Here is a 15,848-nt window from a genome sequence, read left to right as displayed (position 1 = left end):
AACTTTAAAAGCTTAAAACCGACTGAAAAAAGCTAAACATCCATTTGATGGGTGCGTACTCTGTTACAATCAAGAAAAGTTTTTGAGAATAAATTCGGTGAAGAATCTTTCTGTTATCTATCCGAAAATCGGTAGAACGTAGCACCTTCTTTGTTGGCAAAGGGTTGCTAAGGCTTCAGCGGGTCTATTCCCTCAGCCTTTCTTGATAACAATCAGTAAGTTTTTGAACTTTGTCCCTACAAATTACGGTAATAATTTGCGATCAACCAACATTTTTTTCAATTAGTATTGAGAAGTTATATTTCTACCGGTTGACTGAATAATTGATCATTTTCCTTTTTTACATTGATGAAAAAAGAAAGAAAAAAATCTAGGCTTACGAAACTTGCTCTAAATTGTACATTCGAAAGCTAAATTTTAGGAACTCGCCCGATTACCATCGGACTCAAACAGCCTAAAATTTCTAACGCTTCTCTCATTTCCAATTTTACGAGCAATTTTCGATAGGCCAGTTACTTTATAAAATCTAATATCATAACGCCAATTCAAAATTCAACATCTAAAATTCAAAATAACTTAATCCTGATCTAAACGTCAAAAGTCTAAATTCTAATATCTAAGAGCGAAGCGGTCTAAAGACTAAAAAACGGCTTCAGCAATTTGCTTGATGTTTGAACTTTTTCCCATTGAATAAAAATGCAATACTGGTACTCCGGCTGCTTTTAATTCTTTGGTTTGCTCGATCGCCCATTCAATTCCTACCTGGCGTACTTCCTTATTATTTTTACAAGCTTCTACACCATCAATTAAATCTTGCGGAAGATCGATGCTAAACACATGAGGCAACAATTGCAAATGTTTTTTTACGGCAATAGGCTTGATCCCGGGAATTATGGGCACGTTTATTCCCATTTGTTTTGCTTTCTCTACAAATTTAAAATAGGCCTGATTATTAAAAAACATCTGGGTTACCACATAATCGGCTCCGGCATCAACCTTTGCTTTCAACTTTTTAAGATCGGTTTCTAAGGAAGGGGATTCTAAATGCTTTTCAGGATAACCGGCTACTCCTACACAGAAATCGGCATGATTTCCAGAATCGATAACTTCATTTAAATATTTTCCTCTAGAAAGATTTTTTATCTGATCTACCAGCTCGTTAGCATAACAATGCCCGCCACTTGTAGGTTCAAAATAACGCTGATGTTTCATGGCGTCACCCCGCAATGCCATTACATTTTCGATTCCTAAATAATGACAATCGACCAATAAATATTCGGTTTCTTCTTTGGTAAAACCACCACACAATACATGCGGAATGGTATCTACATTATATTTCTGTTTGATCGCAGCACAAATCCCAACCGTACCTGGGCGCATTCTAGTAATTTTACGCTCTAGCAGTCCATCTTCCCGCTTAATATAAATATGCTCTTCTCGAGAAGTAGTCACATCAATAAAAGGAGGATTAAATTCTATTAAAGGATCGATATTATCATATAATTCTTGAATATTTTTCCCTTTTTGCGGCGGAACAATTTCAAATGAAAAAAGCGTTTTTCCTTTTGCGTTTTCTATATGCTCGGTTACTTTCATTGTTTTAAGCTGTTAGCTGTTAATAGCTGTCATTTAAAAAAATCGTCACACTGAAATTGATTCAGTGTCTCATCTTGCTTGACTAATATGATGAGATTCCGGATCAAGTCTGGAATGACGACCATTCCCATCAATCACCCTAATCTGCAATATTAGGATTTAGCCATTTTTCGGCTTTTTTTAATTCAATTCCTTTACGCTCGGCAAAATCTTTTACCTGATCGTCCTTAATTTTCCCTAAACCAAAATAGCGAGCTTCAGGATTGGCAAAATAATAACCACTTACGCTGGCTGCCGGCCACATGGCCAGACTTTCGGTAAGCTTGACGCCAATATTTTCTTCAACCTTTAAAATATCCCAAATCGTTAATTTCTCTAAATGATCGGGACAGGCCGGATATCCGGGCGCAGGACGAATTCCTTTATAATTTTCTTTAATCAGTTCTTCGTTACTTAAATTTTCTTCGGAAGCATATCCCCAATCTTCTTTTCTGATTTTTTTGTGCAAATATTCGGCAAAAGCTTCAGCAAATCTGTCGGCTAGCGCCTTGATCATAATCGAATTATAATCGTCATGATTTTTTTCAAATTCGGCGGCTAATTCCTGTGTTCCGAATCCGGTTGATACACAAAAACAACCCATATAATCTTTTATTCCGCTTTCTTTTGGCGCGATATAATCGGAAAGCGCAAAATTGGGCTTTCCGGCATGTTTTTTTAATTGCTGCCTTAAGGTTCTAAAAATTGCTGTTTTTTCTTCGGAATCTTGATTATAATACACCTCTATATCATCATGATTTACGGTATTCGCTTCAAATAAACCGTAAATTGCTTTCGCTTTTAGCAGTTTTTCATCTAAAATACGCTTCAGTAAAACTTTAGCATCTTCAAAAAGAGATGTTGCCTGTTCACCTACTACTTTATCTTCTAAAATATTAGGATAACGCCCGTGTAAATCCCAACTTCTAAAAAACGGACTCCAATCGATATAATCTACTAATTCATTTAAATCAAAATCTTCAAGAATCTGAATTCCGAGTTTATTTGGTTTTGTGATATTGGTGGTTTTCCAATCTATTTTATAGTTGTTTTCTCGAGCTTCTTCAATAGACAGAAAACTTTTTACTTTACTTCGTTTGCCAAAATTGTTTCGGAAAACTTCATATTCTGTCTTCAGATTTTCTTTATAGGCTTCTCTTGTTTTTTTATTCAATAAGTCCCCAACAACTGTAACTGCTCGTGAAGCATCGTTTACATGGGCAACTGCGTGCATATATTGCGGATCTATTTTTACCGCGGTATGTGCTTTAGAAGTTGTAGCTCCACCAATAAGCAAAGGCACATTAAAATTTTGACGTTGCATTTCTTTAGCCAAAAAAACCATTTCATCTAAAGAAGGCGTTATTAATCCGCTTAAACCTATAGCATCAACATTATTCGCTTTTGCGGCATCAATTATTTTCTCTGGCGGCACCATCACACCAAGATCAATAATTTCGTAATTATTACATCCTAAAACTACGCTTACAATATTTTTACCAATATCGTGAACATCTCCTTTTACGGTGGCCATCAAAACTTTTCCGGCAGGTTCTCGCTTACTGGTTTTATCATTTTCAATAAAAGGTAATAGATAAGCTACAGCTTTTTTCATTACTCGTGCCGATTTTACTACCTGCGGAAGAAACATTTTACCGCTTCCGAAGAGATCTCCAACTACATTCATCCCGATCATTAACGAGCCTTCAATTACATCGATAGGCCGCTCTGCTTCCAGTCTGGCTGCTTCTACATCTTCAACAATATAAGCATCTACTCCTTTTACCAGCGCATGGGTTATCCGGTCTTGAATACTACCTTCTCGCCAACTTAAATCGACTTTGCTGGTTTTTGCGGTTCCTTTTACGGTTTCAGCAAAATCTAACAAACGTTCAGTTGCATCGTCACGACGATCTAAAATTACATCTTCTACATGCTCTAATAAGTCTTTTGGTATTTGATCGTAAACCTCCAATAATGCAGGGTTTACAATTCCCATATTCATTCCGGCTTTAATCGCGTAGTATAGAAATACCGAGTGCATCGCTTCACGCACCGGATTATTTCCTCGGAAAGAAAAAGAAACATTACTAACTCCACCACTAACGCTACAATGTGGTAAGTTTTCTTTTACCCAGGCGGTTGCTTCAATGAAATCTATTGCATTTCTACGATGCTCGTCCATACCTGTTCCTACAGGAAAGATATTTAAATCGAAAATAATATCTTCCGGAGGAAAGTTTACTTTATCTACTAAAACATCATAAGAACGTTTTGCAATTTCAATTCTTCGATCGTAATTATCGGCTTGCCCAACCTCATCAAAAGCCATTACAATAACTGCCGCTCCGTAACGCTTTATTTTTCGGGCATGTTCTATAAATTGAGCTTCGCCTTCTTTTAATGAAATAGAATTCACTACACATTTTCCCTGTACCACTTGCAAACCAGCTTCGATAATTTCCCATTTCGAACTATCGATCATGATTGGCACACGAGCAATATCCGGTTCCGCAACAATAAGATTTAGGAATTTTACCATGGCTTCTTTACCATCGATAAGTCCGTCGTCCATATTAATATCAATAATCTGCGCACCACCGTCTACCTGATCTCTAGCAACATCTAAAGCTTCATCGAACTTTTCTTCTTTAATTAATCGTAAAAACCGTTTAGAACCGGCTACATTGGTACGTTCCCCCACATTTACAAAATTGCTGTCGGGCGTAATAATTAAAGGTTCCAGACCCGATAATTGCAAGGGGCGATAATCGGTTTTCCCTGAAGTATTATTAGCTAAATTATGATCTAATCCTTCCATTTTTAGGCCGAAGCTTTTTTATGTTGAAGACTTTTTATAGGTCTTGGTTTGTAATCTTTAGCAATGTTAGCAATTGCTCTTATATGAGCTGGAGTTGTTCCGCAGCATCCTCCTAAGATGTTGACTAAACTTTTATCGAGATATTCTTTCGTTTGAATCGCCATTTCATCGGGAGATTCATCATACTCTCCAAAAGCATTTGGCAAACCGGCATTAGGATAAGCGGAAACACCATATTGTGTTTTATAGCTCAAAACCTCTAAATGTGGTGTTAATTGCTTTGCACCAAGCGCACAATTAAAACCAATGCTTAATAATGGAATATGAGAAACTGAAATTAAGAAAGCCTCTGCGGTTTGCCCAGATAAGGTTCTACCAGAGGCATCGGTAATTGTACCGCTTACCATCACCGGGATGTCTAGATTTAATTCTTCTTTAAGCTCATCGATTGCAAAAAGTGCTGCTTTTGCATTTAAGGTATCAAAAACAGTTTCTACCAACAAAATATCTACTCCTCCTCTTATTAAGGCGCTGGCCTGTTGTTTATAAGCCAGTCGGAGCTCATTAAAAGAAATGGCACGAAATCCAGGATCATTTACATCTGGCGACATGCTTGCCGTTTTATTGGTAGGCCCCATAGCACCGGCCACAAATTTTGGTTGGGCGGGATTGGCTTCGGTTAATTCAGTAGCTACTTGCTTAGCGATTTTGGCGGACTCGTAGTTTAATTCATCCACAAATTCCTCCATTTGATAATCTGCCATAGCTATCGTAGTTCCCGAGAATGTATTCGTTTCTACAATATCGGCTCCTGCCTGAAAGTATTTTTTATGAATTGTGGCTATTGCCTCTGGTTGTGTGATGGAAAGGAGATCATTATTTCCTTGTAACGACACCGGCCAATCCTTAAAACGATCACCACGGAAATCTTCTTCAGTAAATTTATATTCCTGAAGCATGGTTCCCATTGCACCATCAAGGATCAATATTTTTTCAGCTAATATTTCTTCTAATTTCGACATGTTATTCTGTTCTAAACGCTATCAAAAAAGAAGAAAAAGGAAGATTTGATGTTATCTATCTACGAAAATAACGTAGTAGAAGGTAGCACCTTCTCCATTGTACACAGAGGGTTGCTAAGGTTTCATCGGGTCTAATCCCTCAACCTTTCTTGATAACGCTATTATTTTAATGAACTTAGCCCGCTAATATACGGCGATCTATTATAATTACAAGAAAATGAGTAAAAATCTTGATTCGCTTCTTCTTTATTAGTTTTGAAGAAATTAATTATAATTCATCAATTCTGTTCATTTTTTTCATTGTTGAAAAAACGAACCAAAAAAATTTAGGCTTACGAATCTTGCTTGAAATTGTAGTTCGGAAGCTAAATTTTAGAAACTCGCTTCGCTCAAACAGCCTAAAATTTTTGCGCTTCTCTAACTTTCAATTTTATAAGCAATTTTCGATAGGCCATTTTTATTCCATATTAAAAATAAAACCCAAGTGTTATTTTACAGCTTCCCCATTTACATTTACTTCGTAAGAGATCTCAGCAGCTTTCTCTAACATTTTTGCTACGGAACAATATTTATCCATAGAAAGTTCTACAGCACGTAAAGCTTTTTGCGGAGAAACATCGCCTTTTAGCATGAAGTTTAAATGAATCTTTTTGAAAACATTGGGTACAGCACCATCTTCTCTGAAGCCTTCAACTTCTACCTGCAAATCCTCTAATTCTACTTTTTGTTTTTTTAGAATCATCACTACATCGATACTACTACAACCGGCAATACCACGAAGAATTAAATCCATCGGGCTACCACCTTGCGGATCTGCTTCAGATTTATTATCTAAATGAACAATATCTCCACGTTCATTTTTAGTCTCAAAGTGATAGGCATCGTTAAGCCTTTTTAGAAAGATTTTCATCTATTTTAATTTTGATTCAAATATACTAAACGTGTTGTGATTCTTTTGTAATCTTTGCTACTTTGAAGCTATTTATAGAAAACGCCATTTCTATAAAGGAAATGACGCTTTCAATATTAGTTTATACATTTTCTTTTTTCCATTGACGAAAAAAGAAACAAAAAAGTCTAGGCTTACGAAACTTCCTTGAAATTGTACATTCGGAAGCTAAATTTTAGGAACTTGCTGCGCTCAAACAGCCTAAAATTTTACGCTTCTCTCATTTCCAATTTTACAAGCAATTTTCAATAGGCCGATTTCAATTAGCAATCGAAAACTTCAATTCCTAATTAGACTTCATCTAGAGCTCCTATCTTTTTTAAAAATTTGACATTTAAAAATCATTTTTCTTTTTTTCATGTCTAATATCTAAAATCTAACAGCAAAGCGATCTAATATCTATTTTCTAGCCTATACTCTGTACTACTTCTTTCTTAGCTTCTTTTTTAGATCCGTCGAATCCTTCTACTCCGCCCACTGTCGTATATTTAAGCACATATTTTTTATCTGGGAAAATTCGCTGATACGCACTCTGGCACATAATCGCTGCTTCGTGGAAACCAGACAAGATCAATTTTAATTTTCCTTTGTATGTATTGACATCGCCAATGGCGTAAACTCCAGGGATATTAGTCGCATAATCATAAGAATTATCAACTTTTATAGCATTTTTTTCGATATCTAAGCCCCAATTTCCGATTGGCCCTAATTTTGGAGACAAGCCAAATAATGGAATAAAATGATCTACTTCTTTCAATTCTTCACCTCTGGCTTCATCTTTATGACGAATCACTACCTGCTCCAGATCATTATCTCCTTTAACACCAACAACTTCAGCATTAGTGATCATTTCAATTTTACCGAGTTTCGATAATTCAGACACCTTTTCTACAGAATCTAAAGCACCACGAAATTCTTTTCTACGATGTACCAAAGCGACTTCTTCAGCAACATCAGCTAAATAAATTGCCCAATCTAAAGCTGAATCTCCACCACCGGCGATCACTACTTTTTTACCACGATATACTTCAGGATCTTTAATAAAGTATTCCACACCTTTATCTTCATAATCTGCGATATTTGGAATAGGCGGTTTACGAGGCTCGAAAGAACCTAAACCTCCTGCAATGGCTACAACCGGAGCATGATGTTTTGTTCCTTTATTGGTGGTCACGATAAATGTACCGTCATCTAATTTTTCTAAAGTTTCAGCACGCTCACCTAAGGTGAATCCAGGTTCAAAAGGTTTTATTTGTTCCATTAGATTATTCACCAACTCACCTGCGTTAATTTCCGGGAAAGCCGGAATATCATAAATCGGTTTTTTGGGATAAATTTCTGAACATTGCCCACCTGGCTGCGGTAGAGCATCGATTAAATGTGTTTTTAATTTTAATAATCCCGCCTCAAAAACGGTAAATAATCCTGTGGGGCCTGCTCCTATAATTAGGATATCTGTTTTAATCATTTTTATCTTTCTTTACGATTAAAGATTCGGTTATTGTATTTAATTGTTCCACCTTGGCTTCAAAATCACCTTTAATGGTCTTTCTATATTCATTAAGATTTTCTACCATTCGATTAACATCTTCCGGAATCACTTCTTCGAAAAACTGACGTAAGCGCTTGGCTGTGGTTGGTGACTTTCCATTAGTAGAAATCGCTATTTTTACATTGCCTTTATTTACGATACCACCCATATAAAAATCACATAGCTCGGGTGTATCGGCAATATTCGCTAGCAAATATCTTCGCTTGGCGTGGCGATGTACTCTTTTGTTTAATCTCGCATCATTAGTTGCTGCCACTACGATATGCCGTTTTTTTAAATATTTTTTTCGATACCTGCCCTTGATCAATTTAATCCCATGTTTTTCAGCAAGTGCAGCTGTTTCTGGCGCAAACCATTTGGCCACAACCTCAACATTGGCATTCGGGCTCGATTTCAATAAAAAGTGAAGCTTTTCATGCCCAACATTTCCTCCGCCAACAACGAGAATTTTCAAGTTATTCACTTTTAGAAATACGGGATATAATTCGTTTCTTGGTTGCATATTTTTTTAGCGATTGGCTTTCAAAATAAATTCAAAATTCAATATTTTAAATTTGAAATAATATGATATAAGTTCTTGTTTTTAAAATCTAGCTACTTAACTAAAATCGGAATTCAACATTTGAAATTCAAAATTAATTTGTGTTGTTTCTTTAATGCCTGACAATCCTATTGACATCATGAAATCATTTATTTCGATCCTCTTTTCGTCAAATTTCTAAATTCTAACAGCGATAGAGATCTAAAATCTAACTTCTAACTATGCTGCTCCTATTTTAAGGAATTTTGAATATTCTGAAGCTGAAAAACCGCTTGCTTCTTTTAGTTCTTTCGGTAATTGATGACTTTCTTTAACCACTTCGCCAATTACAATTATTGAAGGTGCCGTAAGTTCTTTTTCAGCAACTACTTTTTCTATAGTTTTAATGGTTCCAAAACCAGATTGCTCGTTGATAGTGGTTCCGTTTTGAATTATCCCTACAGGCGTATCTTCTTTCCCAAATTCGCTGAAAATCTTTACAATTTCAGATAACTTACTCATTCCCATCAAAATCACAACAGTAGCCGTAGATTGCGCAGCCAGATAGACATCATTCGATAATTTTCTAGCCGAAGTTGTTCCCGTAATTACCCAAAAACTTTCTGAAGTTCCGCGTTGTGTAAGCGGAATTCCAACATTTGCCGGCACTGCAATAGAAGAGGTTATTCCTGAAACTACCGCAGTATCCAAGCCTTTGCTTTTGGCGTAATTAATCTCTTCAGAACCTCTTCCGAAGATAAAAGGATCACCACCTTTTAAACGCACTACATGACCGCACTCATTGGCGTAATTCACGATTAGCTCATTGATTTCATCCTGAGAGTACCGATGTTTATTTTTCCGTTTCCCAACATAAATGTGCTCGGCTTGTGGTGCGTATTCGAGTAGCTCACGGTTAATAAGTGCATCGTACAGCACAACTTTTGCAGATTTGAGTGTATTTAAAGCTTTTAGAGTGATTAGTTCCGGATCTCCAGGACCGGCACCAACTACACTTAATTTTGGTAAATTATACATTTTGCACCTCCTTCGTTCTATAGGCATCTACTCTTTTTAAGAATAAACGCGCATCTTCAATATATTTTTGAGCAAACTTTTCGCTAGGTTTATGCTCATTCAATTGATAAGCAAATTCTTTAAACGTAGTTGACAGTTCTATTTTTCCGGTTTCTACAAACAATTCGTCAAACTGGGCGATAATTCCCGCTTGAGTATTCGTTTTTACATCATCGGCTAACAATAATGCTTTTGCAGAATTTACGATTGATGTATAGGAATGATAAATAGAATCTGACCATGCCTTGCGATCTAAAGCACTCTGTGCATTATCGATTTTCTCTTCACTTTCAAATAGTAATGTGGCAATAAGATCGATCACCACGCCCGCACATTCACCAACACCAACGGCTTTGATATAGGGTTTTTCGTGGCCCCAATCGATAAAATCATTTTCATTGAGATTCGATGTATCCGCTAAATCTTTTAGTAAATCGTAGAAATACGTTTTTCCCTGACGATCGTAATAATGGATAAATTTCTCATCAGTTTTAGCATTTGCGTCAAAATCATTCAGCAATAATCGTAAAGCTTCTGGGCCACGCTTACTAGGAACTTTTACCACTTTATCTGCAAATCGGCCTTCACCATTCCCAAGGACCCCCCCACCAAGTAATACTTGCAATGCCGGAGCTACAGCTTTACCCGATTTAATTGACATTCCCTGAAAACCAATTTCAGCCATATTGTGCTGACCGCAAGCATTCATACAACCACTAATTTTAATGGTAATATCTTTTCCGTTGATGAATTGTGGATATTCTTCTTTTAAAACATCTTCCAACACGTCGGCAATTCCGGTACTACTGGCGATTCCTAAGTTACAGGTATCGGTTCCTGGACACGCCGTAATATCTACCGTTTTATTGTATCCCGTTTCCGCATAGCCCAACTTTTTTAATTCGGTATAGAAAAATGGTAAAAATGGCTCACGAACATGACGAATCAAAATATCCTGGCGTAAGCTTAAACGAATTTCGTTACCTGCATATTTTTTGACCAAATCGGCCAACTTTCTAGCACCACCAGTATAAAAATCGCCTAACGGAACTCGAATTCCAATAGCAAATAATCCCTGTTGTTTCTGCGGAATAACATTGGTATTTCTCCACACTTCAAAATCTTCTTGATCTTCAATATCTACTGAAGGAATTTCAACTTCCTGAAGTACTGGAGCCGCTTCAAACTTTTCGATATGAAATTCAGGTTGCTTTGTAGAAAGTGCTTTTTTCTGTTCTGCTACTAAATCTAGAAAAGCATCTAAACCAATATCTTTAATTAAAAACTTCATCCTGGCTTTTAATCGTTTAGCACGCTCACCGTGCCGATCAAAAACGCGAAGCACCGATTCTATTAGCGGAATAATTTCTTCAGCTTCAATAAAATCATATAATTTATCGGCGTGACGTGGCTGCGAACCTAATCCGCCACCTAACATTACCTTAAAGCCGCGTTTTCCATCTTTCAATTTCGGTATAAAACCCAGATCATGAATATAACTTAGCGCTGTATCCTCATCGGTTGCAGAAAAAGCGATTTTAAATTTACGCCCCATTTCCTGGCAAATAGGATTCCGTAGAAAAAATCGAAACGCAGCATCGGCATACGGTGAAACATCAAAAGGCTCATCAACATCGATACCGGCCGTTGGCGAAGCTGTAATATTTCTTACTGTATTCCCGCAGGCTTCACGAAGCGTGATATCGTCTTTCTCTAATTGCGCCCAAAGCTCTGGCGTTCGATCGAGACTTACATAGTGAATCTGGATATCCTGGCGGGTAGTGATATGCAATCTTCCGGTAGAATATTCATCAGACACATCGGCAATTCGATGCAATTGTTCTGAAGTTACTTTTCCAAAAGGCAGTTTTATACGAACCATTTGTACACCAGCCTGCCTTTGGCCGTAAACTCCACGCGCCAAGCGCAGGCTTCGGAATTTTTCTTCGTCTGCTTTTCCCTCACGGAACAGCCGAATTTTCTTTTCTAAATCGATGATGTCTTTTTCGACAACAGGATTTTCAATTTCGGTTCTAAAACTTTGCATGGATAATATAATTTTAATGAGGTATCTACTAGAAACAGATGTAAATAAAAAAGTCCTTTTTTGTGTTTTACACTTAAAAGGACTTCCTATATAACTAAATACAAAAACACTTTTAAGTGCAGGAGTAACTGCGCATGCACATCGATTTACACCAGATCATTTTTGTATTAAAATTTGTCATTTTTCAGTCTTCTTTTAAAATATAATATTAAGCGTGAAGTCCACATTCTCTATTTGCCAATACTTTTGTTGGATCAAAATATTTATGCTCGTTAGGCAAGCCGTGTTCTTCCAGATAAAGATCTAGTTTTTGGTCACTCCAGTGATAAAACGGACTCACTTTTAAAAGACCATCTTTACTATAACTAAGAATATCTATACTATTACGAAACGCAGTTTGTCCTTTTCTAAGATTTGTAAACCAAATATCTGGTTGCTGCTCTCTCATCGCTCTCTGGAAAGGTTCTAACTTAACCTGCCGGGTAAATTCATCATGATCTGCGCTGTCTACCTGCGGGATACCGTTAAACATTGCATCTCTATAAGCTGCAGTTTGCTTTGGCATATAAACCTTCACATTAAGATCTAAAGTATCGATTACTTCTCTAGCGTGCTTATATGTTTGCGGCGTGTTATAGCCCGTATCACACCATACCACCTGAACATCAGATTTAATTTTTGAAACAGCATGTAAAATTGCCACTTCGTAAGGTCTAAAATTAGTTGTCACCAACGGGCGCTTGCTATTAAGAATTACCCACTGGATAATTTCTTCAGGGCTTATACCTTTTAGTTGCTGATTAAGGATTTTTAGTTCTTTCTCTGTATACCTTTTCATAATCTTATCTTTCCTGAAGTCCACTTTTATATTTTTAATCTAATAACCTATAGATTTAGTAGGTTATTAAAACAAAAGTAACTTTCATTTTAATATAGACCAACAATTTGTTGATTAAATTTTGATTTTTAACATTTTACGTTTTAAATAACTACTACAAAGCCAAGTCCGCTAATGTATTTTCACCAAAAACATTTAAAGTACTGTCACGAACCTGAATCATTAGTTTATGAACAGAACATGTTTTTTCATCTGGGCAATCATCACATTTCTCGTAATAATTAAGACTTACACAAGGAACCATGGCAATAGGACCTTCTAAAACTCTAATCACAGCAGTCATTTGAATATCTTCTGGCTCTTTAATAAGATAGTATCCACCACCTTTTCCTTTTTTAGAACCCAAAAAGCCCGACTTCCGAAGGATTAAAAGAATACTTTCTAGAAACTTTTGAGAGATATTCTCGCTCTTGGCTATTTCTGAAGTTTGCACCGGTTTTCGTCCTGGTTGCCTGGCAATAAAAGTAAGTGCCTTAATTCCGTATTTCGTTTTCTTTGAAAGCATACGGCGAATATAAATAATTTTAATCTTTCCATTCGCCGTTATACTTTCAATACTATTTTAATCTAAGGCTTGTTTAATATCGGCAATAATATCGTCGATATGCTCTAAACCTACAGAAGTTCTTATTAAACCGTCTGTAATTCCCACTTCTAATCGATCTTCTTCGCTTAATTTGCTATGGGTGGTACTTGCCGGGTGTGTTACAATGCTACGTGTATCGCCAAGATTGGCACTTCTGGAACACATTTTTACTGAATTTAAAAATTTTCTACCCGCATCGATTCCACCTTTAATTTCAAAAGAAATAATATTACCACCTAGTCGCATTTGCTTTTTCGCAATCTCATATTGCGGATGCGATTTTAAAAATGGATATTTTACAACTTGTACGTTAGGATGCGCCTCTAAGAACTCAGCTAATTTTTGAGCATTTTCACAATGCTTTTCTAAGCGAACAGCTAAAGTTTCTAAACTTTTAGAAAGCACCCAGGCATTAAACGGGCTCAATGCCGGACCTGTATTTCTTGAAAACAAATAAATCTCTCTTATCAATTCTGAATTTCCTACGGTAACTCCGCCTAAAACTCTTCCCTGCCCATCAATCATTTTGGTGGCGGAATGAATCACTAAATCGGCTCCGTATTTTATCGGATTCTGAATATATGGCGTGGCAAAACAATTATCGATCACTAAAATTAGGTTGTGTTTTTTAGCAATTTCACCTAAAACTTCAAGATCTATAATATCTACTCCCGGATTTGTAGGGGTTTCCGCAAAAATAATTTTGGTCTCCGGCTTAATTAAACTTTCAATTTTATCTACCTCATTTACCTTGAAATAGGTGTGAGATATATTCCACTTCGGAAAAAATTTGGTAAACAACGAATGTGTGCTTCCAAAAACCGACCGAGCTGAAAGGATATGATCTCCGGCGTTTAACAACGCAGCTAGTGAAGAAAATACCGCACTCATTCCAGTGGCAAAGGCATAGCCCGCTTCTGCTCCTTCCATTTTGCAAATTTTCTCAACAAACTCTGATGTATTTGGATTCGAAAATCGGCTGTAAATATTCCGTTCTTTTTCTTCAGAAAATGAAGCGCGCATATCTTCAGCATCTTCAAAAATATAACTAGAGGTTAAATATAAAGGCGCAGAATGTTCTAAATGTTGCGAACGTTCCATTTGCGTTCTAATAGCTTCGGTTTCAAAATTTGGGGTAGACATACCTTAACGTTTTTTTGTTTTTGAATTCAATTCAGAATTGAAAATTACTTATTTTATTGTTGAAAATACATTTAATAGGTCGTCTTTTAAATCGGAAATATCTTCCAAACCTACCGACAAACGGATTAAATCTTGAGTAACACCAGCATCGTTTTGTGCTTTTTCGTCAAGCTGCTGGTGGGTGGTACTCGCAGGATGTATTATTAAGGATTTAGTATCTCCGATATTGGCCAATAAAGAGAATAATTTGGTGTCGTTAGCTACAATTTTAGCAGAGTCGTATCCGCCTTTTACGCCAAAAGTGATAATTCCGCTTTGACCTGCAGGCAAATATTCTTTTGCTAATTCGTAATAAGGACTGCTTGACAAACCAGGGTAATTAACCCATGTTACCACTTCTTGTTCCTGCAACCATTCGGCTAAAGCCAATGCATTTTCGCTATGTTGTTTTATTCTAATTCTCAAAGTTTCTAATCCCTGAATAATCTGAAAAGCATTAAAAGGACTTAAAGCTGCACCATGATCACGTAATCCTTCAACACGAACTTTTGCAATAAAAGCAGCATTTCCTAATGCTTCGTGATACACCAAACCATGATAACCAGCTGAAGGTTCAGTAAATTCAGGAAACTTACCACTGGACCAATCAAAAGTACCTGCATCGATTATAGCGCCTCCAAGAGAAGTTCCATTACCACTGATGTATTTTGTTAGTGACTCAATCACAATATCAGCTCCAAATTCTATAGGCTTCAGAAGATATGGTGTTGCTACCGTATTATCAACAATAAACGGAATATTGTGCGCTTTTGCCTGTGCTGAAATCTTTTTTAAGTCTAATACATCCAATTTTGGATTTCCCAACGATTCCGCAAAAACAGCACGGGTATTTTCTTTAACTGCTTTTCCAAAGTTTTCAGGATCAGAAGGATCTACAAAAGTGGTAGTAATTCCAAATCGTGGTAAGGTAACACTCAGTAAATTATAAGTTCCGCCGTATAAACTATTGGAAGCAACTATATGATCTCCGGCTTTCAATAGGGTTAACAAAGCAGTATTGATAGCTGCGGTTCCCGATGCGGTAACTACAGCGCCAATCCCCCCTTCTAAAGCAGCTAATCGCTGTTCTAGAACATCGTTGGTAGGATTATTTAAACGGGTATAAATATAACCCGGTTGCGCCAAAGAAAATCTACCGGCTGCCTCATCAGAATCTTTAAAGACGTAAGACGTTGTTTGGTAAATAGGAACGGCTCTTGTTCCTCCGTTAGTAGTTACGTCGTGACCGGCATGTAACGCATTTGTAGCAAATTTAGTAGTACTCATATTTTTTGTTTTTTAAGTAAACTACCTCAGGGCAAGCCCATAAGGCATTTATCAGAAAATTATATATTAATTTCGAGGCAAGCCTCGGAGCATTTAATCTCGATTTTCGAGTAAAATGAAACGATCTCCGTTTTGAGCTATTACCAGGGAGATCTTATTGAAGTTATTCCTCAATTTAGGTAATAGCTGTGCATTTTTTTGCACATATACATCGGTACACTAACACTGAAGAATACGGGTACTACATTCATATTGTCATTTTTTAGCATAAA

At 36.7% G+C, this 15,848-nt stretch carries 12 protein-coding genes and 2 riboswitches; all 12 genes read right to left on the bottom strand.

Annotation, left to right across the window (positions count from 1 at the left end):
• Window positions 1–110: 110 nt before the first annotated feature.
• A riboswitch (SAM riboswitch) is annotated at window positions 111–212 on the bottom strand.
• 427 nt (window positions 213–639) lie between these two features.
• Window positions 640–1,596, bottom strand: coding sequence for a methylenetetrahydrofolate reductase [NAD(P)H] (metF, locus tag PBT89_RS03535; RefSeq protein WP_270063417.1), 957 nt, complete (start codon window positions 1,594–1,596; stop codon window positions 640–642).
• A gap of 139 nt (window positions 1,597–1,735) precedes the next feature.
• Window positions 1,736–4,456, bottom strand: coding sequence for a methionine synthase (metH, locus tag PBT89_RS03530; RefSeq protein WP_270063416.1), 2,721 nt, complete (start codon window positions 4,454–4,456; stop codon window positions 1,736–1,738).
• Between the two features lie 2 nt (window positions 4,457–4,458).
• Window positions 4,459–5,478 carry a homocysteine S-methyltransferase family protein gene (locus tag PBT89_RS03525; protein ID WP_270063415.1) on the bottom strand — a complete coding sequence of 340 codons (1,020 nt, stop codon included), beginning with the start codon at window positions 5,476–5,478 and terminating at the stop codon, window positions 4,459–4,461.
• 48 nt (window positions 5,479–5,526) lie between these two features.
• A riboswitch (SAM riboswitch) is annotated at window positions 5,527–5,637 on the bottom strand.
• 328 nt (window positions 5,638–5,965) lie between these two features.
• The gene (locus PBT89_RS03520) at window positions 5,966–6,388 is read right to left on the bottom strand and encodes an OsmC family protein (RefSeq protein WP_270063414.1); all 423 of its coding nucleotides are present in this window, start codon (window positions 6,386–6,388) and stop codon (window positions 5,966–5,968) included.
• Between the two features lie 445 nt (window positions 6,389–6,833).
• On the bottom strand, window positions 6,834–7,895 hold the full coding sequence (locus PBT89_RS03515; RefSeq protein WP_270063413.1) for an NAD(P)/FAD-dependent oxidoreductase: 1,062 nt from the start codon (window positions 7,893–7,895) through the stop codon (window positions 6,834–6,836).
• Complete coding sequence (locus tag PBT89_RS03510) at window positions 7,888–8,481, bottom strand: precorrin-2 dehydrogenase/sirohydrochlorin ferrochelatase family protein (protein ID WP_270063412.1); 594 nt, start codon at window positions 8,479–8,481, stop codon at window positions 7,888–7,890. The genes PBT89_RS03515 and PBT89_RS03510 overlap by 8 nt, the downstream gene beginning before the upstream one ends.
• Before the next feature lie 258 nt (window positions 8,482–8,739).
• Window positions 8,740–9,537, bottom strand: a complete 798-nt coding sequence (gene cobA / locus PBT89_RS03505) for a uroporphyrinogen-III C-methyltransferase (RefSeq protein ID WP_270063411.1) — start codon at window positions 9,535–9,537, stop codon at window positions 8,740–8,742.
• Window positions 9,530–11,623 carry a HEPN domain-containing protein gene (locus PBT89_RS03500; RefSeq protein ID WP_270063410.1) on the bottom strand — a complete coding sequence of 698 codons (2,094 nt, stop codon included), beginning with the start codon at window positions 11,621–11,623 and terminating at the stop codon, window positions 9,530–9,532. The genes cobA and PBT89_RS03500 overlap by 8 nt, the downstream gene beginning before the upstream one ends.
• 208 nt (window positions 11,624–11,831) lie before the next feature.
• Complete coding sequence (locus PBT89_RS03495; RefSeq protein ID WP_270063409.1) at window positions 11,832–12,461, bottom strand: phosphoadenosine phosphosulfate reductase domain-containing protein; 630 nt, start codon at window positions 12,459–12,461, stop codon at window positions 11,832–11,834.
• A gap of 154 nt (window positions 12,462–12,615) precedes the next feature.
• Window positions 12,616–13,026 (bottom strand): RrF2 family transcriptional regulator, encoded by a 411-nt coding sequence (locus tag PBT89_RS03490; protein ID WP_270059087.1) that lies wholly within the window; start codon window positions 13,024–13,026, stop codon window positions 12,616–12,618.
• Between the two features lie 57 nt (window positions 13,027–13,083).
• Window positions 13,084–14,250 (bottom strand): trans-sulfuration enzyme family protein, encoded by a 1,167-nt coding sequence (locus tag PBT89_RS03485; RefSeq protein ID WP_270063408.1) that lies wholly within the window; start codon window positions 14,248–14,250, stop codon window positions 13,084–13,086.
• 48 nt (window positions 14,251–14,298) lie between these two features.
• Window positions 14,299–15,576: an O-acetylhomoserine aminocarboxypropyltransferase/cysteine synthase family protein gene (locus PBT89_RS03480; protein ID WP_270063407.1), complete on the bottom strand. Its 1,278-nt coding sequence runs from the start codon at window positions 15,574–15,576 to the stop codon at window positions 14,299–14,301.
• Window positions 15,577–15,848: the final 272 nt, after the last annotated feature.

The organism is Zunongwangia sp. HRR-M8 (assembly GCF_027594405.1).
Classification (GTDB): Bacteria; Bacteroidota; Bacteroidia; order Flavobacteriales; family Flavobacteriaceae; genus Zunongwangia.
Note: the sequence above shows the minus strand (reverse complement) of the source record. Positions and strands in the feature narration are given on the sequence as shown.